17 protein-coding genes are annotated in these 21,229 nt (G+C 63.6%); 16 read left to right on the forward strand and 1 reads right to left on the reverse strand.

All coding sequences use genetic code 11. The features are described from left to right. Window position 1: 1 nt before the first annotated feature. From ACX4ZE_RS16130 to ACX4ZE_RS16180, 11 genes are all read left to right on the forward strand, one after another. A complete protein-coding gene (locus tag ACX4ZE_RS16130; protein ID WP_480274261.1) occupies window positions 2-574 on the forward strand; it encodes a DUF4913 domain-containing protein in 573 nt (190 codons plus the stop codon). Beyond that, window positions 571-2,163 (forward strand): hypothetical protein, encoded by a 1,593-nt coding sequence (locus ACX4ZE_RS16135; protein WP_480274262.1) that lies wholly within the window; start codon window positions 571-573, stop codon window positions 2,161-2,163. The genes ACX4ZE_RS16130 and ACX4ZE_RS16135 overlap by 4 nt, the downstream gene beginning before the upstream one ends. Window positions 2,164-2,182: 19 nt before the next feature. Further along, window positions 2,183-2,971: a DUF8176 domain-containing protein gene (locus ACX4ZE_RS16140; protein WP_480274263.1), complete on the forward strand. Its 789-nt coding sequence runs from the start codon at window positions 2,183-2,185 to the stop codon at window positions 2,969-2,971. Between the two features lie 81 nt (window positions 2,972-3,052). Then, window positions 3,053-3,928 (forward strand): C40 family peptidase, encoded by an 876-nt coding sequence (locus ACX4ZE_RS16145; protein ID WP_480274264.1) that lies wholly within the window; start codon window positions 3,053-3,055, stop codon window positions 3,926-3,928. Then, window positions 3,928-5,250, forward strand: a complete 1,323-nt coding sequence (locus tag ACX4ZE_RS16150) for a hypothetical protein (RefSeq protein ID WP_480274265.1) — start codon at window positions 3,928-3,930, stop codon at window positions 5,248-5,250. The genes ACX4ZE_RS16145 and ACX4ZE_RS16150 overlap by 1 nt, the downstream gene beginning before the upstream one ends. Next, a complete protein-coding gene (locus ACX4ZE_RS16155) occupies window positions 5,247-5,552 on the forward strand; it encodes a YbaB/EbfC family nucleoid-associated protein (RefSeq protein WP_480274266.1) in 306 nt (101 codons plus the stop codon). Before ACX4ZE_RS16150 ends, ACX4ZE_RS16155 begins: the two co-directional genes overlap by 4 nt. A 61-nt stretch (window positions 5,553-5,613) precedes the next feature. Continuing rightward, window positions 5,614-5,949 carry a WXG100 family type VII secretion target gene (locus ACX4ZE_RS16160; RefSeq protein ID WP_480274267.1) on the forward strand — a complete coding sequence of 112 codons (336 nt, stop codon included), beginning with the start codon at window positions 5,614-5,616 and terminating at the stop codon, window positions 5,947-5,949. A gap of 31 nt (window positions 5,950-5,980) precedes the next feature. Continuing rightward, the gene (locus ACX4ZE_RS16165; protein WP_480274268.1) at window positions 5,981-6,292 is read left to right on the forward strand and encodes a WXG100 family type VII secretion target; all 312 of its coding nucleotides are present in this window, start codon (window positions 5,981-5,983) and stop codon (window positions 6,290-6,292) included. Then, window positions 6,289-7,746 carry an ADP-ribosyltransferase gene (locus ACX4ZE_RS16170; protein ID WP_480274269.1) on the forward strand — a complete coding sequence of 486 codons (1,458 nt, stop codon included), beginning with the start codon at window positions 6,289-6,291 and terminating at the stop codon, window positions 7,744-7,746. Before ACX4ZE_RS16165 ends, ACX4ZE_RS16170 begins: the two co-directional genes overlap by 4 nt. An 11-nt stretch (window positions 7,747-7,757) precedes the next feature. After that, the gene (locus ACX4ZE_RS16175; RefSeq protein ID WP_480274270.1) at window positions 7,758-8,036 is read left to right on the forward strand and encodes a hypothetical protein; all 279 of its coding nucleotides are present in this window, start codon (window positions 7,758-7,760) and stop codon (window positions 8,034-8,036) included. 734 nt (window positions 8,037-8,770) lie between these two features. After that, a complete protein-coding gene (locus tag ACX4ZE_RS16180) occupies window positions 8,771-16,036 on the forward strand; it encodes a DEAD/DEAH box helicase family protein (protein WP_480274271.1) in 7,266 nt (2,421 codons plus the stop codon). An 89-nt stretch (window positions 16,037-16,125) separates the two neighbouring features. Here ACX4ZE_RS16180 and ACX4ZE_RS16185 read toward each other — a convergent pair whose 3' ends face one another. Beyond that, window positions 16,126-16,338: a hypothetical protein gene (locus ACX4ZE_RS16185; protein WP_480274272.1), complete on the reverse strand. Its 213-nt coding sequence runs from the start codon at window positions 16,336-16,338 to the stop codon at window positions 16,126-16,128. Between the two features lie 144 nt (window positions 16,339-16,482). On the opposite strand from ACX4ZE_RS16185, the gene ACX4ZE_RS16190 reads away from it, so the two are divergent. The 5 genes from ACX4ZE_RS16190 (at window position 16,483) to ACX4ZE_RS16210 (ending at window position 20,862) form a co-directional block, all read left to right on the forward strand. Next, the gene (locus tag ACX4ZE_RS16190; protein WP_480274273.1) at window positions 16,483-16,944 is read left to right on the forward strand and encodes a hypothetical protein; all 462 of its coding nucleotides are present in this window, start codon (window positions 16,483-16,485) and stop codon (window positions 16,942-16,944) included. Continuing rightward, on the forward strand, window positions 16,944-18,335 hold the full coding sequence (locus ACX4ZE_RS16195; RefSeq protein ID WP_480274274.1) for a DNA cytosine methyltransferase: 1,392 nt from the start codon (window positions 16,944-16,946) through the stop codon (window positions 18,333-18,335). The genes ACX4ZE_RS16190 and ACX4ZE_RS16195 overlap by 1 nt, the downstream gene beginning before the upstream one ends. Beyond that, on the forward strand, window positions 18,332-19,192 hold the full coding sequence (locus tag ACX4ZE_RS16200; RefSeq protein ID WP_480274275.1) for a DUF5131 family protein: 861 nt from the start codon (window positions 18,332-18,334) through the stop codon (window positions 19,190-19,192). The genes ACX4ZE_RS16195 and ACX4ZE_RS16200 overlap by 4 nt, the downstream gene beginning before the upstream one ends. Window positions 19,193-19,244: 52 nt before the next feature. Next, a complete protein-coding gene (locus ACX4ZE_RS16205; RefSeq protein WP_480274276.1) occupies window positions 19,245-19,901 on the forward strand; it encodes a hypothetical protein in 657 nt (218 codons plus the stop codon). A gap of 370 nt (window positions 19,902-20,271) precedes the next feature. Further along, window positions 20,272-20,862 carry a recombinase family protein gene (locus ACX4ZE_RS16210; protein WP_480274277.1) on the forward strand — a complete coding sequence of 197 codons (591 nt, stop codon included), beginning with the start codon at window positions 20,272-20,274 and terminating at the stop codon, window positions 20,860-20,862. Window positions 20,863-21,229 lie beyond the last annotated feature (367 nt).

A 21,229-nucleotide genomic window follows, 5' to 3' on the forward strand; every position in this document is an offset into this window, starting at 1 on the left:
CGTGAGCGGACCTGACATCGCAGCACCCGATTTGGGTGAGTTGCTCGCCGGTGAGGTCGGCGATCTGATCGCGCAGCACACGCGTACGGCGCTGCTGGCCGAGATCAAGAAAATCGCCCGCAGCAAGGTTGTTGAGGCCCTGGAGGGGCCGATGGCAGACCGGCTCGAGGAACTGGCCGCCGGGGCGGCTGAATACGAGCTCCAAACCCTCGTTCGCGGCGAATCCCCCAACCAGCTGGTGTATCCGAACGTGCAGGAGTTCTGCACTTCGGTGCTGTTCGGGGTGTTCGAGGTCGATGTGGAGACGTTGAAGGACCGACGGTGGTGTCCGCGCTGGTGGGAGCATCCTGCGGCGTTGGTGCGGCTGGAGGCGATCTGGCGGGCCTGGGAGAACCTGCGTCAGGACGCGGCTACCGGGATTTCGGTGTGGTTGCGTGATCATGCTGATGTGCACATGGCGGTGCTGATGTCACCGGAAGGCCCGTTCGCGCGCTGCCACAGTGTGAAGGGGCATTTGTCGCTGGACCCCGAACCGATCCCACCGTTGCCACACGACGGGAGCATGGTGGCATGAGCGTCGAACTGGAGAACCCCGGCAGGGATTTGGCTGTTGCGCTGCACAGCATGTTGCGTACGGCAGCCAAACTTGCTGCATTGTATGCGCGGCGACTCGAACTGATGCAGCGTCAGGCCGACGCGAGGGGAGCGCGGCAGCGGCGGGAACTGGAACGCCGTGTTGCGGGCGAACAGCGGTTGGCCGAGCAACAGTTGCGGTCGGTGCGCTCGGCGGTCCGCCAGCTCGCCGGGTTCGATCCGCAGCGGATCGCCGATACCTATCAGCAGGCGACGGCCTGGCGCCACCGCAGCCCGCTGGCGGCTGAGATCGCAGGCAACATCGAAACCTACCTGCGCGGTGTAGGTATCGACCCTGAACAGCTCGCAGCGGCGGCCCGCGATTACGCGCGCCGCCGCGAACCGGGTGTCCGCCCCGACCTGGAGCTGAATGTCACCGGCGCCGATGCCGCTGACGCCACTGCGGATCCCGCGACCATGCCGGGATCTTGGCGAGAGCGCCTTGGTGAGGAACTCGACGGCTTGAAGACGTTGGGCACCAGAGGTCCGGACGCCGACCGGTTCGCAACGGAGCTCACACATGTGGTCGATGCGGACCACGCTGCAGCAGCCGACCATTATCGGCACGTCCTGGGCGTGGGCGCCGACGAGGTGACCGAGAACATGCGGGCAATCTGGCGCCGTGGTGAGGCACTACGAGCGGTGGCAAGCACGGCGCTGGCGGAGTTGGCAGTGTATGAGGCCGCAGTTGACGACGATCAGGCACAACCCGGCGGGCCCGGCGATATGTTGGCGGATCTGTGGCAGGCGTGGCGTGCGCGTGAGGCGGCGGGCCTGCCACATCCGGATCTCACCGAATGTTCCCCGACTGCGCGGGCCGCAGCGTTGGACCGCGCCCACGAGTGGGCCCGACACCACAATCCGGATTTCTACACCCAGTGGGCGCAGACCCGCGCCGTCGATCCTGCCCGCGCCGACGCGCACCTGATCCGGCTCCACGACATCACCCAAGCCCGCGTGTGGGCAGGCGCACTCGGTAAGGATTTGGCCGAACACGGTATCGCTCAAGCCGTCACCGGTCACGACGGTGAGGATGTCGGTGATGCAGCGCGGGCGCTGTGGGTCGCCGCCGGCAGACCTGAGCAGACCGCGACTGTTAATCAACAGTCTCACTCGATGCCCTTGGCTGATCTATTGCGTGGCCGCGTATCGGAGGAGGTCCTCGCCAAGCCTTCGTGGTCGAAGGTGGAGAAGGTGTTCCGTGCGCTGACCCATCCTGCGGGTGGCACAGCGAAACCAGAGGTTCTCGCTGACGCAGTGGCGCGACTGCACTTTCCGACCGCCCGCGACGTGGTGGGTTTGTCGGTGTGGGCCATGCAGAAAGCCGCCCAACAAGGCGCCGATGCTGCGAGCGAATCCACGCAGAACACAAAAGAAGCCGACACGCGGTCAGCGGCTCGTCGCGTCGCCGACCGCGTGCAAACCACCTCACCGAAGCAAGCGGTGGGCGCACCGAAAACGAACCGGGTCAAAGGAGGTGTGCGCGGCGGAATCCAGTCGCCGAGTATAGACCGGGACCGGGGCCTGTGAACGGAGGGGAAACAGCACTATGAGTGGCAACAACAACGGCGGTGCGGGTTTCGGATTCGATGTCCCTTTGGTGCAAACCCCTGACGAAGTCGGGGAAAAGAGCAAACCGGACCGGGGCAGCGACCCGGTCCCCAAGGAGCACGCTGCTGAAGCAGAGGAGCTCGCCGACGATGACGCGGAGTGGGCCGGATGGACCGACGAATCCTCGATGGGTACGGCTGTGTCCACACCGAAACGACCGACACGGCCGACATTCGTCGAAACCGCTGAGGATCGTGCCTCGAGAAGGCGAACCAACCTGTGGCTCGCTCTCGGCGCCACAGTCACTCTAGGGGCTGTCATCGCCGCGGTGATCTTATCGACCGGGGCGCAATCTGCGCAGCAGACCGACTCACCCCAGGCAGCGCCCGAGCCGTCGTCTACTAATCCAGCGGCCGCGCCCGGATGTGTCGACGCCGTCGAAGCGGACGTGATCACTGGGGCAGCACCTGGTGCAACCGATTCCGGGCCCGGAGTGATCCAGTGGTTCGAGTATGCCTACTACACCGAACGCTCAGCAGCCAAAGCCATGCAAGTGGTGGCCACTGACGCCGGTCTGGAACCGGCTCTGATCCAGCAAGGCATAGACGACGCACCGATCGGTACTACGTACTGTCTGAAGATCGTCGCCGACACCACGCCGGATACCTGGCGTGTCGATGTCACCGAGCATGTCCCAGGAAAACCGGTGTCCGTGTGGAATCAGCTCTTCACCACCACACGTCATCCCGATGGCCGGTTCGTGATCAGCGCGATAGGTGCCGCCTGATCGACAGCTATCAGTTCGTCACTTCTGAGCTTTTGATGTAGGTTTCGACAGATACACGCTAGAACGGGGGGTTCGATCCACTTGGTAGGCAACGATTTTCTGCGGGTTAATCCAGAGGAGCTCGCTAGATACCACACAGCGGCATCCGAGATGGCTGCTGCGCTCGCGGCAGCAGCGACTACCGCGGCTGCCGCGGAAGCAGACCTGCTGAGACCGATCCTGGGGACAGTGGGCGCGGAACTGATCGCCGCCTACGCCACCGGGCTGAGTGACTGGACAGGCGCGATCAACCGGCTTGCTGACGGCGTCGACGTCGTCGCAGAGACCGTCTCGGTGAGCGCTGCAAGCTACACCAACCACGACAACGAGTTCGGCCGTGCGCTGTCGATGCTCGACTCGTCGCCTTCGACACACACAACGGTTGCTTCTGCTGCAGGTGGGGGAGTGTCCCCGTCATCCACAGGGTTCATGCCGTCGCTTCCCTCCAGCGGTGATCAGACCATGACGCCGGCGTTCACGCCCACGCCCACACCGCAAACAGCAGCCACCCCAGCCGGTGGGACACAGGTCCGGCTGCCCAACGGCAGCGTGGTCACTGCCCCGAACCCGCAGGCGGCTACGGCTGTTCGAACTGCACTGGGCACGCTCGGCACCCCATACGTGTGGGGCGGCGGCACCCCCGGTCGTGGTTTGGACTGCTCCGGACTCACTCAATACGCCTACCACCAGGCAGGTCTCGAATTGCCTCGGTCCGCGGCGTCGCAGACCGAGGGCGAACGTGTGTATTGGGACCAGATCCGACCAGGTGACCTGATCGTCTGGAGCGACCATGTCGCCATGGCGGTCGGGAATGGGCTGATGATCGAGGCAGGTGACCCTGTCCAGCTGTCGCCGCTGCGACAGGACAATCTCGACCAACCGTTGCTCGGTGTCTTCCGCCCAACCGAGGAGGCGTAATGGCTCCGAACCCATCGATTCCCGCACCAGTAGCGGTGAACCCCTTGATCGAGGCCACAGCCAAACCACTGCATCAGCTACGCGCCACTCTCGGCGCTGATGGGGAGCTGTCCACGCTCACCGAAGCACTGCGAGGCGCGGGCAACCGGATCGACGCCGTGGCGAGCGCCGGCCGCACAGCAAGGGCACATCTGGAAGTGGCGTGGACCTCGAACGCCGGGGCCGCTGCCGCACAAAAGGCGAGCGACACCCAGAAGGTCGCAGCGGCCCTCGCCGATGTCGGTGCCACGCTGTCCACCATCCTCGAAAGCGCAACATACGAGGTCAAAGCCGCCCGCGGCACTCTAGACAGCATCATCGCCGACTTCTACCGGCAGGCGAACCTGCTCGCCACCACCGGTCAGCTGACCACTCCGGACGGCGTGGTGGCGCTACTGACCCTGATACGTGAACACATGGGGTGGGGCTCATCGACAGTGGCGACGCTAACCGGCTCCCTCACCGAGCACAGGAAACGCCTGACCCAGGCCACGGCTGATCTGCCGAGCCTGAAACCACCCCCACCCCTCGCACTCAACGTCGGCGGTGGCGTAGCCCCGTCCCACGGCCTAGCCCCGTCTTATACAGTCCCCGGTACCGCCCCCAGCGCGGTCACATCAGGGACGATACCGCTAACAACAGGGACTCCCGGACAGGGAGCAGACCCGTTGGCGCATATAGCCAACCACCTCACTGCGACCGGAGTCTCGGCAGTGGAGGAGGTCGCCGACAGCATCGTACAGACCGGCGTAGACCTGGTAACCCACACCATCACCGCAGGCGCAGACATCGTTACTCACACCATCGACACAGGCGTCGATGTGGTCGAGCATCTCATCGACTCCACCGCCAAAGTCGGTGTCGAACTGGCAGATCACGGACTGAACACCACCGCACAGGCCGCCACCGACATGCTCAACCCTCAGCCACCAAACTCCACCCCACCATCGCCTCCGGGCGGGCCGACCACGACGGCACCACCACCGATCGGTGTATCACCACCCGTGGCGCCTACATCGCCACCGGCAGCTGCACCCGCGACCACCGACAACGCGCGACCTGCGCCACAAGCAACCAAACCCGCAGAACCGCCGCCACCGGCAGCTGCACCCGCGACCACCGACAACGCGCGACCTGCGCCACAAGCAACCAAACCCGCAGAACCGCCGCCACCGGCAGCTGCACCGCTGCCACCTGCTCGAACGACTGACGAGCACGACCAGAAATCTGGCGGACAACCCGGTGTCAGCGCCCCACCCGAGCGGGATCGGGATACCGCATGAATGCGGAGCTGGAGATGCTGTTCGAGGGTGTCGCGAACAAGCTCGATGTGGTCGAGCAGGCGTTACAGCAGCTCGACCGAATTCGTGGGGTTCACACCAGTGACGACGGTTTAGTGCAGGCCACTGTCAACGGACATGGAGAACTCGTCGCGCTGCAGTTGTCGCAACGGGTATGCCAGCTACCCTCCGCGCATGTCGGGGATCTGATCACAGCCGCTGCCCATGCGGCCGCTGCCGAAGCCGCCAAAATGCGGTCAGCGGTGATGGCCACAGTCAATGCCGCCTTCTTCCCCTCGTCGTAGCGACGGGTAGACGATCCAACCTGCTGTGACCACTCATCAAACGATCTCAAGGAGTTGCCCTGTGACCGATACCGCCGCTTCTGCGGCACAGACCCCGTTCGTTTTGGTACCTGAGCACGTTTCCGATGCTGGGCGCTACATCCAACAGACTGCGCAAGCCCTGATCGGCGGTCTGCGTAGTGCCAGCGCTGAAGTCGACAGCCTCATGTCGAGCTGGCGTGGCCGGGCGGCCAGCACCTACGGCGGAGCGTGGGACCAGACACACGCCGCTGGGCTGGAAGTATGGGAATCCCTCGCCGACATGGCCGAACTACTCGGGGTGATGGTGGCCCGCACTGAGGCCACCGACACTGCCAACGCCAGCGGATTCGGTTCGCTGAATCTGCCTCCGATCTGACACCTACACCAGAAACCTACTGGGGGAGAAAATGACTGAATATCGAGTCGACCTCGAACACCTAGATGCCGTCACCGCTCGTGTGGCCGGATTGCACGGATTCGTCACCGATTCTCTTCGCGAAGTCGAAGAACGCATCGCGACCGTGCAGGGCAGCTGGAGTGGGGAGGCCGCCGCCGCACACGCCACCGCACACGCTGAATGGACCGCCGCAGCGGCCAAGATCGCTGATGGGCTGGAGAGGATGCGTGCCGCGGCTGCGGCGGCACACCGAGAATACGGCGCCGCGTCAGCGGCCAACATTGCCATGCTCGGACGCACCGGCATCGGGGTCGCCGAATGACTGTGCTCGATGTGGCGGTGCCGGTCTACTACGACACCGCAACCAAGATCGCTGATGCCGCATCCGAGTTCTGGGCAGCTGTCGACGCCGAGTTCTCCAATCTGGCCGAGGCAACCGACATGGCCGGAAGCTACAGCGACGCCAAGAAGTGGGCCGAGAGCTACGACGAGCGTGACGCCGAGATCCTGCGTCTGGTCTCCGATATCGCCACCGCCACGCACGGATACGCCCTGATCTTGCAGCAGATCGGCTACAACCACGAATGCGCCGACCACATCGCTACTATCGGCGCCGGAGCCCTGCCCCCACCACCGACCCCACCGATACCACCGGTGATCGTGTGTCACGTACCGCTACCGTCCGCGGGTGGCCCCGGTAACGGTCTGGTCGATGCTGGAATCGGTTTGGCCGAAAAGATCGGCATCATCGTCCCTGACGGCAACGCCACCACCTTGTCGAATGCCGGTGACACCTGGGATCGCATAGCGCACGCTGGGGCGGTAGCCGGGTTCCCGGCCGTGCTCGAGGCGGCCGCCGCTGCATTCGAGGCGGTCACCGCACCCGAAGTCGAGTTCATCGACGAGGATCTCCGCGCGCTGAAAACAGCCACCGACGCGGTGATCACTGCGATGAGCGATCTGGCCGAATCTTGTCGTGATCACCGCCAGGCGCTCGACAAGCTCCGTGACGACCTCCGCATCCAGCTCGAAGCCATCCGTGACGCGCTCTATGCCGAGTTGGCTATGACTGCTGCGATCAGTATCGCGTCGAGTTGGATCACGTTCGGTGTCAGCGCGGCTGTCGGTGTGGCCGGTGCCGCGGCGATCTGTGCCCGGTACGCCCGCCCGATCAGGATCATGATCGAGCAGTGGCAAAACGAACGCAGGATTGCTGCGGGAGTGAAGATGAACGCCGACCTGACACGGTCTGCAGCGGAAATAAAGCGGCTCAAAGAACTGTCACCAGCCGGGCGGGGTAAACCGAAAGCGGAACCGATAAGGCAGTTGAGCACTGAAGAGGTAGCGATACTGCAGCGAGGTCCGAGCACTTCCCGTGGTGAGTCTCTGACCGCCGCCTTACGGGAGGGCACTGTGACCCCCGCGATGCAACGAGACATAGACGCATTCAACAACACCTTGGGCAAGCTGCCCGTCCACGAGGGGCCGCTGGTCCGGCACACCAATCTCACCGACGAGCAACTCGCCCGATATGTTCAGGGCGATTCGACGACAGAAGTGGGGTTCACCTCCGCGAGCACCAACATGAAAGGTGCGAACGATCTCCTCGTCGACAGTTCGAATGTTGAATTCCAGATCGTCAGCAAGACCGGCCGCGACTACGGCCAATATGGCACTCCGGATGAAGTTCTTTTTCAGTCGGGAACGGAGTTCTTTGTCCACAGCAAAGTTTTCGATCAGGCAACGAACCGGTGGATCATCCGGATGACAGAGTGAGAGGGTAAATTATGCCGGAAAAAATCGGTGGCAAACTTTTCTATACCGCCGACGAGGCCAAGAAATTAGGGAGGGTGTATACCCCCGAGGAATACGCTCGCAATCAAGCGATATTCGATCAGTTCGACAAAGATCGCGCCGCAGCCGGTCCGGCACCGGACGGGGAGACCCCAGGGTTCGGTGGCCGGTTCTCCGACGATCTGGAGGGCACCGAATTCGAAGGCTGGACCCGGGATCCGAAAACCGGCCAGTGGTTCGACAAAGACGGCCACCCGGTCAACGAGGCGTGACCACTACATTCACCCGCCGACCCACCCGACAGTCTCTGGGCCAGCGGCACAGGATCTGGGTCGACTAAGACGCATGGGTGCCGGTCTGTGCGTGAGACATTCATGTATCTCGCACACAGACCGGCGAATGCATAGCAATGTCGATGGTTCATCACTGGATGGAGCGAGGAATTAGCATGGCGGACAACGCTTCTCCTGATGAAAATCAGCCGTTCAATGCGGCTGATCAAATGGAACTTTTCGCCACGATGGAGGTGCAGGGCGATGACGTACCCGGAAATGGAGGTCGACCCGGTGGTGCGCGCGGAGGTGGCGCGGATCTGGAGGGAGTGGATCGGCATGGACCCGGATCTGCCGCTCTTGGAGCGCGACCAGCGGATCGAGACCGAGGCAGCGCGGCTGACAGCGTTGATCACCGAGACCGTGGGGGACTCCCCACACGGGTTCCTGGTCGAGAGGTGGCGCGCGGAGCGGCCGGGACAGGACCCGACAGTGCCGGAGACGGTCGCGATGATCGAGACCGCATGGCGCTCGGCACGGACGAAGGTGCTCGCCGAGGAGCTATATCCGCAGCTGAGCGAGCAGAACGAGACTCGCACGATCGAGGAGATGGACGAGATCACCGCAACGGTGATGGAGCAGACGCATCGAGCGAAAGCGGCGCAGGATCCGCAGCGGTGGCGGGCAGGGCTGGTGACACCCACAGAGTTGGCGACGCGGATCGTGGACCGGGTATGGGGCACAGCGGGCAGCCTGGAGTTCCAGGAACTGGCACTGGCCCTGATCCAGCAACGCCTCGAGGACGATCTGGCGACCCCAGTGACAGCAGCGGACCCACTACGCGAGGAGCTCGAGATCATGATCGACGAGGAAATGACTCGCAACGCGTTCTAGACCTCACCCACCGATGGGCGCAGCGCCGCCGCGACTTCGACAACATCCGCGAACGAGGTCTGGCGACTCGCCGCGCCCTGGTCAACGCCAACTCACGACTCAACGACACCTACGCCACCGGCGGCCGTCCGGCGGTCACCCGCCTGCGCGAGTCCATTGCGAAACTCGCCGCCCGCCGCGAACGGCTACTGGCCGAATACCGCGATGCCCAAGCAGAAGTCGGCCGCTACGAAACCCTGCTACGTGAGGCGGGCCGGGCACCGGAAGACATCGACCACAAAGCGGTGCTGCGACTCGGTCGCCGAGGACGGGACACGCAGGCCCGCACCACGGCCGCGACGCGACCGACCACCAGCAGCGCGGCCACAGACCTGGCAGCGCAGATCACCACGACTGCCCCACCCCCGGTCACGGCCGAACAGGTTCAAGCCATCGTCGACACGCAGCCACCATCCGGTGGCCGCGACGAAGTCACACGTCAGAGCGTTGCGCAGGACGCGATCGACCTGCACCAGATCCTCACCTCGAATGACTGGACCGCCTACGGGCGCCGCGGATTCGATTCCACGAACCTGCTAGCGGCCCCGGACCCCGGCGCCGACCCCACAGTCAGTGACGCACTCACCGGCGTGCCCGACGAGCATCCGGTACGTGACCGCGCTCACGCCGCCTACACCAGTGGATACCTCGCCGCGCTCCGCGACCACACACGCGACGAACGTCGCCGCCTCCTCGCGTCGATCGCCGCCGACCCAGACGTGCTCACACACGTCGACAGGACCGAAGCAGGCGACCTGGCTGCCGATGAGGAATTCACAAACCTGGTCGCCGCCGTGCTCGCTCGTCGCGCCGCCGACACCGATATCGAGCGGGCTGCGCTGGAGATCCTCCGCAGCGATACCCGCCGCGCCCTCGTCACCGGGGTCGCGCAAGCCATCAGGCGAGACCGCCAGAAGGACACACCTCCCCACCCTTTTGAGCCTGCTCCCGCCGAGACAGAGCGGGAGCAGACCCCCACCAGTGACAGCGCCGCGGAATCACTTTCGGACGCTACCGAGGAACCCGAGACTGATGAGCAAGCACCGCCGGTCGATGCTGTCGACTTCCGGCTGGGTACCGAGGTTCTCGTCCCGAAATCACCCTCCGCGCGCATCCGGGCGAACATCGCCGCTATTCGCCTGATCCGTGAGCTGGACAACCAACAACGCAGCGCAACCCCAGACGAACAACAGAAATTGGCGGGCTTCTCGGGGTGGGGTGGTGCGTGGCAGGTCTTCGACGACACCAAACCTGAGCACGACTCCGCCCGCGCGGAGTTGCGGGAACTGCTGACCGACGACGAATACGCGGCCGCGCGCGGTTCCACACTCAACGCCCATTACACCGATCCCTCCATCGTCGCCGTCATGTGGGACGCAGTCAGTAGGGCTGGTCTACCCGCCGGAGCGCGGGTGCTGGAGCCGGGATGCGGGGCCGGGCATTTCATCGGTCATGCCCCCGACGAGGTGCGGATGGTGGGTGTCGAGCTCGATGCGACCACCGCGCGGATCGCACACTACCTGTATCCGCGTCAACAGATCCGCAATCACGGCTTCGAGCGTGACTTCGCTGAGAACGCTACGTTCACCGCAGCGATCGGCAACGTGCCATTCGGCAACTACCCGGTGTTCGACGACAAACACAACCCCAATGGGCTGTCGATCCACAACCACTTTATCCGCAAGTCGTTGGCATTGACCGCGCCCGGCGGATATGTCGCCGTCATTACCAGCGCGTTCACCTCCGATGCTGCGCGCCCAGCCGCGCGACGTGAGATCGCCGAACTCGGTGATCTGGTGACCGCGGTGCGGTTGCCGACGAAAGCGTTCACCCGCCAGGCCGCCACCGACGTCGTCACCGACGTTCTGGTGTTGCGGCGCCGCGAGGACGGCCAGGCACCCAGCGACGACACAACACTGTGGCTGGCCACACAAAAAACCGAGCTCGGTGCGCACACCCTCACTGTGAACTCCTACTTCCTCGCACACCCTCAGCAAGTGTTGGGGGAGCTGGGTGCCGGACACGGCATGCACAGCCGCGCCACCTTGCTCGTCCACGCCGACGAATCCCGCCCCTTGGCACAGCAACTGGCCGACCGGCTCACCGCCGCCGTCGACGCGGCCCGCACCGCCGGTCTCGGGCTCACTGCCCTGCCAGTCGACGCTGACACTCAGCAGGCTGAGTATGTCACCGCCACCGAACTGGCTACCCCAATCCCCGGCACAATGCGCTACGACCACACGACCGGCGTATTCGACCAATACGTTGCCAGTGCCGGATGGCGGACAACCACCCGCAAGAGTGCCGCCCTCACCACCGAGTGGCGTCGACTGCTCGAGATGGGTGACACTGTCATGGCGTTGACCGATGCCGGGCGAGACCCTCACTCCACCCGCGAAGCCCGCGACCGGCTCCGTGAGCGGTTGGGACGTCAATATGAGGAGTACGTCACCGAATACGGGCACATCAACCGCTACAAGTGGACCACACACGCCGACCGCAATACCGATGACCAAGCCCGTGCCAAGTTCGCTCGCCTTGAAGAGAGCTGGCGGCGCAAACACGGCGAGGCACTGTTGGATGATTTCGGTGACTTCGTGGTCGATGCGAAAGGCCGTAAGGTCATCGGCCCGGCGCCGGGCCCTCTGCCCGATGATGTGGTCGATGAGTTGTGGGAGCGTGCCTATGAACCTAATCAGGGGCCCTACAAGAAACGATCCCATCTGGAAGGGGCCATCAAGTTCGATCCGCGGATCGCGACGGTCCGTGCGATCGAGCACTACGATGACGACACCCAGACCGCGCGTAGAGCCGAAATCTTCGCTCAAGACGTTTCGACGGTCCTCACACCAGCTCAGCACGTCGACAGTATCGACGAGGCCATCGCTGTCAGTTTCGACGAGACCGGCCGAATCTACCCGCACCGTATCGCACAACTGCTGGATACCAATGTCTTCGACGTCTTGGTGCAGGCGCGAGGCAAAATCTATCCGAGCCTGGACGACCCGCAAGAATGGGAACTCGCCGCCCGCGCCCTGTCCGGGCACGTCCGTAACAAACTGCGCCGCGCCGAAGCAGCGGCGGCGACCGAGCCCGACCGCTACGGCGATCTGGTGGCCGCGCTTCGCGGCGTGCTTTCCGAGGATGTCGACCCTTCCAGAATCGGTGTCCGCCCCGGTGCCGTATGGATCGGGGTAGACACCTACCGTCAGTTCTTTCTGGCCGAGTTCCAGATCGAGCCCGCCCATATGACTGTCGAATACTCCACGATCAGTGCGTCTTGGCACATCTACACCGATCAGACCCCGGAGTGGGCAGCCCGCGACGGCGGGTTCCGGGATCGGTGGGGAGACCCTGATATGAAGATATCCGGGATCGCGTTGTTCGAGCTGATCTGCAACAACAAACCGATCGAGGCCCTCAAGACCGCCGAAGAGATGAAGGCCGACCCGAAACTGCGGCTCGATCTCGAACGCACCGAGTTGCTACGAACCCGCGCCAAGCAACTCGAAGAACGCTTCACGACGTGGCTATGGGAAGACCCAGAGCGCGCCGACCGACTGACCCGGGTATTCAACGATGAGTTCAATTCGTTCGTCAAACCCGTCTACGACACCAGTCACAAGACGTTCCCAGGTCTGAACCCGAAGTATGTGCCCTACGCCTATCAGGCTCAAGCCGTGGTGCGGCAGCTGCACGAGCCAGCGATCCTGCTCGATCACTGCGTCGGCGCCGGCAAGACCCTGACCACGGCGATGATCTGCATGGAGATGCGCCGGTTAGGGCAGGTGCGCCAACCATGGATCGTGGTACCCAACTCGTTGGTCGATCAATGGCATCGAGAGTTCCAGGACGCCTATCCGGCGGCACGCCTGTTGGCGGCCACCGACCTCGATGGCTCAGCCGATCGGCAGCGGTTCATCGCCCAGACCGCCACCGGGGACTGGGATGCGGTGATCGTGCCTATGTCGGTGTTCGGGGCGATCTCGGTCAGTGTCGACTGGGAAGCCGCCTACATCGAAAAACAAATCGACTGGATGCACGCCGGGATGAGCAGGATCAAGCAGCAAAGCGACAACGCTCTCAACTTCAGTGTCAAACAGATCGAGGCCGCGATCAGACGTTCGAGCGCACGCTACGAGAGCCTCGTAAAGGCCAAGAAACGTGATGCCGGGCTCACGTTCGAGCAGTCCGGCTGCGATTTCGTGATGGTCGACGAAGCTCACTTGTTCAAGAACCTCACGCGAGTCAGCTCATCCGCCGATTTGTCGTTGCCGGACGGGTCGCAACGCTCCAGTGATCTGGAGATGAAGGCGATCTATCTGCGTGAGCGCGCCAGAGAACGCAACATCGCGGCCGGTCGACCCGCCGCGCCGATCAAAGCATTGTCCTTCGCCACCGGTACACCGGTATCGAACGGGATGGCGGAGTTATGGGTCATGCAACGGTTCCTGCGCCCGGACCTGCTCGAAGCCCAAGGGATGATGCACATCGACGCGTGGGCGCAGATGTATGCCACCGCCCGCACTGTAGTCGAGATGAACATCACCGGCACCAGCTTGCGCACGGTGACACGGATGAGCCGCTACAACAACATGCCGCAGCTGATGGCGATGGTCGACCAGTTCCGTGATGTCGTAACCCGTGACCAGATCCCCGCTGATCTGCCGACACTGCGCGGCGGCAAGCGCACTCTGGTGGAATTCGAGCTGGCACAGGAAGTCCGCGACTTCATGTTCGACCTCGATGTCCGGATGAAGATGGCCGAACCCGCGAGACCGTGGCTGGACAACCCTCTCAAAATCGCCACCGACGGACGCAAGGTATCGATGTTCCCGCCATTGGCCGGGCTGGGGGAACCTGATGCCGACCGCAACCGCATCGCGATCGCCGCCCGCGAACTATGGCGCATCCACACCGAGAACCTGCACGTGCATACCCCGGCCGATCAACACGGCCCAGCCGCCACCGGTGTGCTACAGCTCGTGTTCTGCGACCTCGGCACCCCCAAACCTGGGGACGGCCCCCGCGCTCAGAACATCTACACCGGGCTGCGCGATAAACTGATGGAGTTAGGGATGGCGCGACAAGAGGTAGCGTTCATCCACGACTACCCTGGCGCCCGCAGCAAACAGAAACTGTTCGCCGACTGCCGCGCCGGGCGAGTGCGGGTCCTGATCGGGTCGACGGAGAAGATGGGCGTCGGCATGAACGTGCAACGCCTCGCCAAAAGCCTGATCCACCTGTCGGTTCCCTACCGCGCCACCGACCTGGAACAGCGCGAAGGCCGCATTCTTCGCCAAGGAAACCGCAACTCCGAAGTCGAGATCATCAACATCGTCGCCGCCAAGTCCTACGACACATCCGTCTGGCAGATCATCGAACGCAAAGCAGACACCAACGCACAACTGCGCTCCGGCGACATCCCCCACAGCATCGAGGACACCAGCGCCGATATCGCGATATCAGCCGCACACACCAAGGCTGCAGCCACCGGTGACCCGATCTACACCGCGGCCGTTGAGAAAGAAGACCAGGTCAAAGAACTGCAGGCCGAACAACAAATGATCGCACAGGTTAACCTGACCAACAGTCACATGTTGCGCAAGCTGCGCAGCGACCTGCCGATTTTGCGCCGAACCCTCACCGAACGCCAACCCGTCGCCGACGCTCTCGAACCATGGCTACAGGCAGACCGCCGCCACCGCGACATTGTCATCCACGGTGTCGCCATCCGAGACAGCGACACCAAAACCCTGGCCAAAGCCACACAGGCGATGCTGGCGAGGGACTACGCCAACATGCGAATGCAGGAATCCGACGTCGCGTTTCCGATGTTCACTGTCGCCGGTGTCCAGGTGTCGGGGAGATACAGCCCTCTATTCGACATCCTCGTCGTCGGTGTGAACACCGACGATCACCCACTCACCGTCAGTATGGACATGTCCTTGACCTTCAGCATGTCGCACACTGACGTCCGTGAAGCCATGACCAACAACACCACCACCCACCAGATGTTGAAGCAGCTGCGCAAAGTACTGGCCGCGGCGACGAAGATGGACATGCTGGTACGGGAAGTTCAGGAGACAGTCGACCGCATCGCGGATCTGGAAACCCGACCCACCGTCGAATTCGACAAAATCGACCAGCTACGTGACGCCGAGCAAGAACTTGCGCAACTCAAGACCGCTATCAACGCCCGCGAAAACTCCCCCGAAGCACTGGCTGAGCAGAAAGCAGGCAGTGACCGCAGAAACGCGGCAGGCCAGTACCTTAGGTGGACGCTCGACCTGAACCCCACTCCGGGTCATGCCGAAGAACGCCGCATGACCCGCGAGGAGCTGTCGAAGAGTGTGCTGAACCGGATGGCATCTTACGCGATGGAGTGGCGGCTCGGCGCAGACTCACGCGAACAGGAACGGCAGCGCAGCCCATGGCAGCCCAGCAGCCCAGACGGCAGCGAATACACGTTCGGAGAACCTGACAACATCGGAGTAGGGGCGCGGACCCAATGGAACGGGCAGCAGTGGTACTGGGCAGCCTGGGACGGTCACGGTGCCACAGCATCTGGACTGTGTGACCGCCTCGACCAAGCGCAACACGCCGCCGACACCCACACACGCAAAATGACCACCGTAACAACTCCGGTATCCGAGACGGACAACCCTATCGAGGTAGGTTCGCTGGCGCAGCGGCTGGCTGAACGAATACCCGCCGAAATCATACGATCCCCGAAATGGGCGATGGCCGAAGCGACTTTCAGCAAGCTCACCGCTTCCGGAATCGACCCCGACATCCTAGCCGCTGCTGTCGCAGATGTGGACTTGACCATCTCCCAGTATCCACACCTGCTCGCAGCCATGACACTCCAAGACGCTGCCACGAAAACATCCGAACCCAGCACAGGCAACGGCACAACTCAGGGCAGCGATGCTCGACAAATCACCGACCGCGCCTTCGGTAGCGCCCCTACGATCGTCGCGACGAAGATCGGGACACACACCCCACCTCAAGAACGAAGCGTCGGTGCAGCACACACCAGGTCATCACCCACTTTCGACCGATAACCCTCAAGTGCTCAGCCGCCACCTCACCGACCGAACCAGCCCCGACAGACATCAGACCGGCCCGTCCCTGAAATCAGCACGGGCCGACCTCACTCAAGAGTAGACCCGGTAGAAGACGGATCATCCAGCGGAGCTGGGCGCTGGGGCAGCTTCGCGCCGGGCTCACGCAGATACCACGCCATGAAGGCGTTCAACGCTTTGGCGCGATCGGTCCCGCCCTCGATGGTCGCTCGCTCGAACCGCGCCCATCTGTCGTCGTCGACCCGCACCGAGCGGTGCTTCGTCTTCGGCTGGTTCGGCATCGCTCCACATCCTAGGTGTACATACAGAAGGAGAGTACACACCCTTGAGGTGTACGTACACCTGATGCTATGGTGTACGTACACCTTTGGGAGGTTGCACTGAGCGCCACCTCATTCACTTCTGTCCTCATCTGGAGCCTTTCCATGACTTCCGTCTTCGCTTCCGCAACCACCGACCCCAGCTACTACGCCACGGGTGCGCATGCCCCCGAGACGGCCGATCGCACCCTGCGCGAATGCCACGCTGATATCGCGCTGACCCTTGCGGTCGCCGTCGAGGCCGTCCGCGCCAAGACATTCGCCCAACACGACCGGGCGGCCACGCTCAGTTCTGCTGCGGGTGTGGTGTTGCCGACTCGGCCAGGGCAGAGCGCGCAGATATATCGGGCGGAGCTGGCTGCGGTGCGCGCGGCGCTGGCTGGGGATACACCAGATCCGCGACTGGTCGCCTACGGCAGCGCCACCACTATCGCGTTGTCTCGGGAGGAATCTGGTGTTCTGACCCAGGCCCGTACCGGAGACCTGGAGGTTATGGCGGGCCGGTGGCTGCCCGCGTTGGTACGGCTGCTGGATCGTTGGATCGCGCGTATCCCGGTGAGTGCGTGATGAGTCTGGCATCGACGGTGTACTTCGCCGGGTGGGGTGGGGATTCGCTGGGCTGGGAGCAGGTGCCGGGCATCGAGTTGCGGTTGGCGGCTAACCACAACCCGGTGGCGGTGGCGGTGCACGAGTTGAACTTCCCCGCGGCGGAGCATTTGCCGCCCGGTGATGTGCGGGACATCGTGCTGGAGGACCTGCCCTGCACTGAGCTGTTCTGGGCGTCGCCGGCGTGCCCAGCGTGGACCGACGCCAAGGGCGTGAAACGGTATTTCGACCAGTCCAACCAGTACAGCATGTTCGATGAGGAACTCGGCGTGGTCGAGGACCCGGCAGCGGCGCGGTCGCGGGCACTGGTCGAACAGATCCCGCGCTATCTGCGGGCAATGTCCGCTCGTGGGCGACCGGTGTTGGCCGGGGCGATGGAGAACGTCATCCAGTGCCGTCGCTGGGACCAGTGGCGGCACTGGGTCGGGGTGATCGAGGCCATCGGCTACGACACCCGGCTGATCGCGTTGAACTCCGCGCACGTACTGCCGAGGCGGTGCCTGCCGGTGCCGCAGTCCCGTGACCGGCTGTATCTCGCGTACTGGTGGAAAGGGCTGGGACGCCAACCCGATTGGGACAAGTGGCTGCGGCCGAAAGCGTGGTGCGCAGGTTGTGCGCGGGTGGTGGACGCGGTACAGGCATGGAAACGCCCCGACGTCGATATGGGCCTCTACGGGGCCCGGGCCGGGCAGTACGTCTACCGATGCCCCTCAACGGCCTGCCGGTTCGCGGTCGTGGAGCCGATCACCACCCCGGCGGCGGTCGCGATCGACTGGACACTGCCGCCCGGGACGCCGATCGCCGACCGTACCGAACCCCTGGCCGACAACACTGTTGCGCGGATCCGGATCGGCCTGGAAAAGTTCGCGGGCACTCCGATGCTCACCCCGGCCGGTGGGACATGGCGTACAAAGGCGAGCAGCCTCGCCACACAGATGCCGACCCGCACCACCCGCGAAACCGACGCCCTGGTGTGTCCGCCGTTCATCGCCGAGTTGCGTGGTGGCGGATCGAAGAAGTCCGCGCGTGCGGTCACTGAACCGTTGGCGACCTTCGCCGCGTCCGGGTTCCACCACGGGCTGGTCCAGCCACCGCCGCAGCATCTGTTGGTGCCCTACCACCGCACCGGCATCGACCGTGACCGTCTGCTGGGGCAGTGCACGTTCCGGATGTTGCAGCCGACCGAGATCAGGGCCGGGATGGCGTTCCCGACCACCTTCAAAGCGTTGGGCGACAAACGCACCCAGGCCCGCGGCTACGGCAACGCCGTCACCCCCGCCGCAGCCGAGGTCATCGGCTGCGCACTCGTCGAGGCCATCACCGGCGAAGACATCGAAAGGACCACCGCATGAGTACCGGGATCGAATGGACCGACACCACCTGGAACCCGGTCACCGGCTGCGACCGGATCAGCACCGGCTGTGAGCACTGTTACGCGCTGACCATGGCCAAACGGTTGAAAGCGATGGGTTCGGCGAAATACCAGCGTGACGGCGATCCCCGTACCTCCGGGCCCGGTTTCGCCATCACCGAACACCCTGAGGCCCTGAAGATCCCCTACCGATGGCGCGACCCACGCATGGTGTTCGTGAACTCCATGTCGGATCTGTTCCACGCCAAAATCAGCGAGGACTTCCTCCGCTCGGTGATCGACGTCATCGCCGACACCCCGCAACACACCTACCAGGTGCTGACGAAACGGCCCGCGCGGGCGCGACGAATGACCGAACGGGGTTTGGTGTTCCCACCGAACCTGTGGCTGGGCACCAGTGTCGAGAACGGTGCGGTCACCCACCGCATCACCGACCTACTCGCCACCCCCGCCGCAGTACGGTTCCTGTCGTGCGAGCCGCTGCTGGGACCGATCGACCTCGACCAGTTCCTGTTCACCCGCACCTGCGCGGACGGCTGTAGTTGCCGCTGGCCCGATGACGCGGACCGCTTCGAATGCGGTTGCGGTGGCGAATGCACCGAATGGTGTCCCACACCAGCGATCGACTGGGTCATCGTCGGCGGCGAATCCGGCCCCCACGCACGACCCATGCACGCCGACTGGGTCCGTGACCTGCGCGATGAGTGCGTTGCCGCTGGGACCGCGTTCTTCTTCAAACAATGGTCCGGACGCACCCCGAAAACAGCCGGCCGCGACCTCGACGGCCGGATCTGGCACCAATTCCCACAGAGCAGCAGAACCTCATGCCGCAGCTGATGCCAGTCTCACCGTTCGAGAACCATGACCAGACGATTGGAAAGCCCTTGCCATGAGTAGTGATCTCCGAGCGATCATGCAGCGCGACGAACGTCGTCGCCGGATGCTGAACGATCCCGATCTCACCGGCGAACTGCTGCTGTTCGCCCTTGCCCTGGACGAGGTCATCACTGCCCGCAAAGAGCAGGGCAAGAAGACGCTGAAGAACTGGTTGATGGAAGTCACCGAGCTGGCCCACGGAGCCGACAGCGTCTACCACCGCAAGTACTGGGGAAAACGTGTCATCGGCGACGATATGCCGCGGTACGAGCCCGAGGGGCTGCACGCGGGGCGGGTGCTCTGCGTGGCGCCGATGATTCGTCGTGAAGGGATATGCGAGAAACGCACGGCAGTCAGCTTCATAGACCACGATCCGACAACGGGCGCTGGCCGTTTCGTAGGGCTGTGTACGCGACACCGAAAGCTGAAGACGTCCTTCGATCAGCGCACCCAGGAATGGGTCGAGAACGGGAAGCCGCTGCCTCCCGCCAACACCGGCGGTGTCCTGCGGCGGTATTTCCGCGCCGACTGGGATGCCATCTACCGGTGGGCGCGGCCCGGCCAGGAACCGATGGAGGGAGGCCGCAAGGTCACACCGCCCCGCCCGAAGCTGCGGCTCATTTCGGGTGGAGACAACGGGGGCGGTGAGTTACGGGTGGACGAGCGATAAGAACGGAATCCGGCACGGTGGCGAGACTGTTCCTGCCGAGTTCATCACTCAAGCCTTCGCTAGGTACATGCTCATCACCTGCTCGGCCTTCATCAACCTCATGACTTCTGAACAAGCAGCAGGTCGTGTCCCTGTGTCTGTTTAGTTGCGCCGGTCGGGTAGTCGCTCCGATATAGCGGATATCAGTTCGGGGCCTTGGCGTACAGTCCCGCAAACCTCGCTATCGCTATGAGGAGCGCGGCATTGTGGATCGGTAACGTTCGTTTACGAGACAGTCTGCGCGACGGCATATTTCCGCAGGCCGGATGTGTAACACATGCCGTGTACGCGGCAATGTCAACCTGTCAGGGGTTATCGATACATTCCGTACATGAGAATCGGTTACGGACGGGTCTCCACCCGCGATCAACATCCCGAAGCCCAACACGACGCGCTCACCGCGGCCGGGTGCGAGCAGATCTTCCTCGACAAGGCTTCCGGCAAACTGGCCTCCCGACCCGAACTCGACAAGGCGCTACTGGTGGCCAACCGGGAAGGCGATCAGCTGGTGGTCACCAAACTCGACCGGCTCGGACGCTCTCTCGAGCACCTGATCGAGCTATCGAAGACGCTCCAGGAGCGCGGTGTGGACCTGGTGGTCCTGGACCAGGGCATCGACACCTCCACCGCGATCGGGCGCATGTTCTTCCAGATCCTCGGTGCCATTGCCGAGTTCGAGCACGCCTTGATGTCCGAGCGCACGCGTGACGGCCTGGCCGCCGCGCGTGCGCGTGGACGCACCGGCGGACAGAAACCGAAGCTCGGGCCACGACAAGTGCAGCTGGCGCGATCGATGTACAACGAACTCGATGAGCGTGGAAAACGCCGCTATACCGTCGCCGAGATCGCCGCTGAGTTCGGCGTCACCCGCCCCACTATTTACCGGCATCTGTCTGCTGCCGCAGCGAAAATAGAGGCGTGAGTGCGGTCGAAGTCGCGCCCGTTGTCGAGCCGGTGGTGGTCCTCGCGCACGCGGGGATGATCTGGTTCAGGTGAGGCGTTCGATTAAGAGATAACCCTCAAGGAACTCGCGGGTTATCTCTTAACAGGCGCACAGGCACTACAGAAAATTCGGGGTTGACCGCGACGAACATCCCCAGTCTCCCCGATCGACCACCCGACGACCAGAGCAGGAACGCGACGCACGCACATCTTCGCGCACCACGGTGCGCCACAGGCGCAGCGTGGTGCGCTGCAGTGATGTCCCACAAACCGGAGCCGGTGGCCCTCGACCGGCCTGGTTCGCGGCCCGGAATCGCGGTTGCCGACCAGATCACTCCGTCACGGGT

It is taken from the genome of Nocardia sp. TBRC8007 (assembly GCF_056629435.1).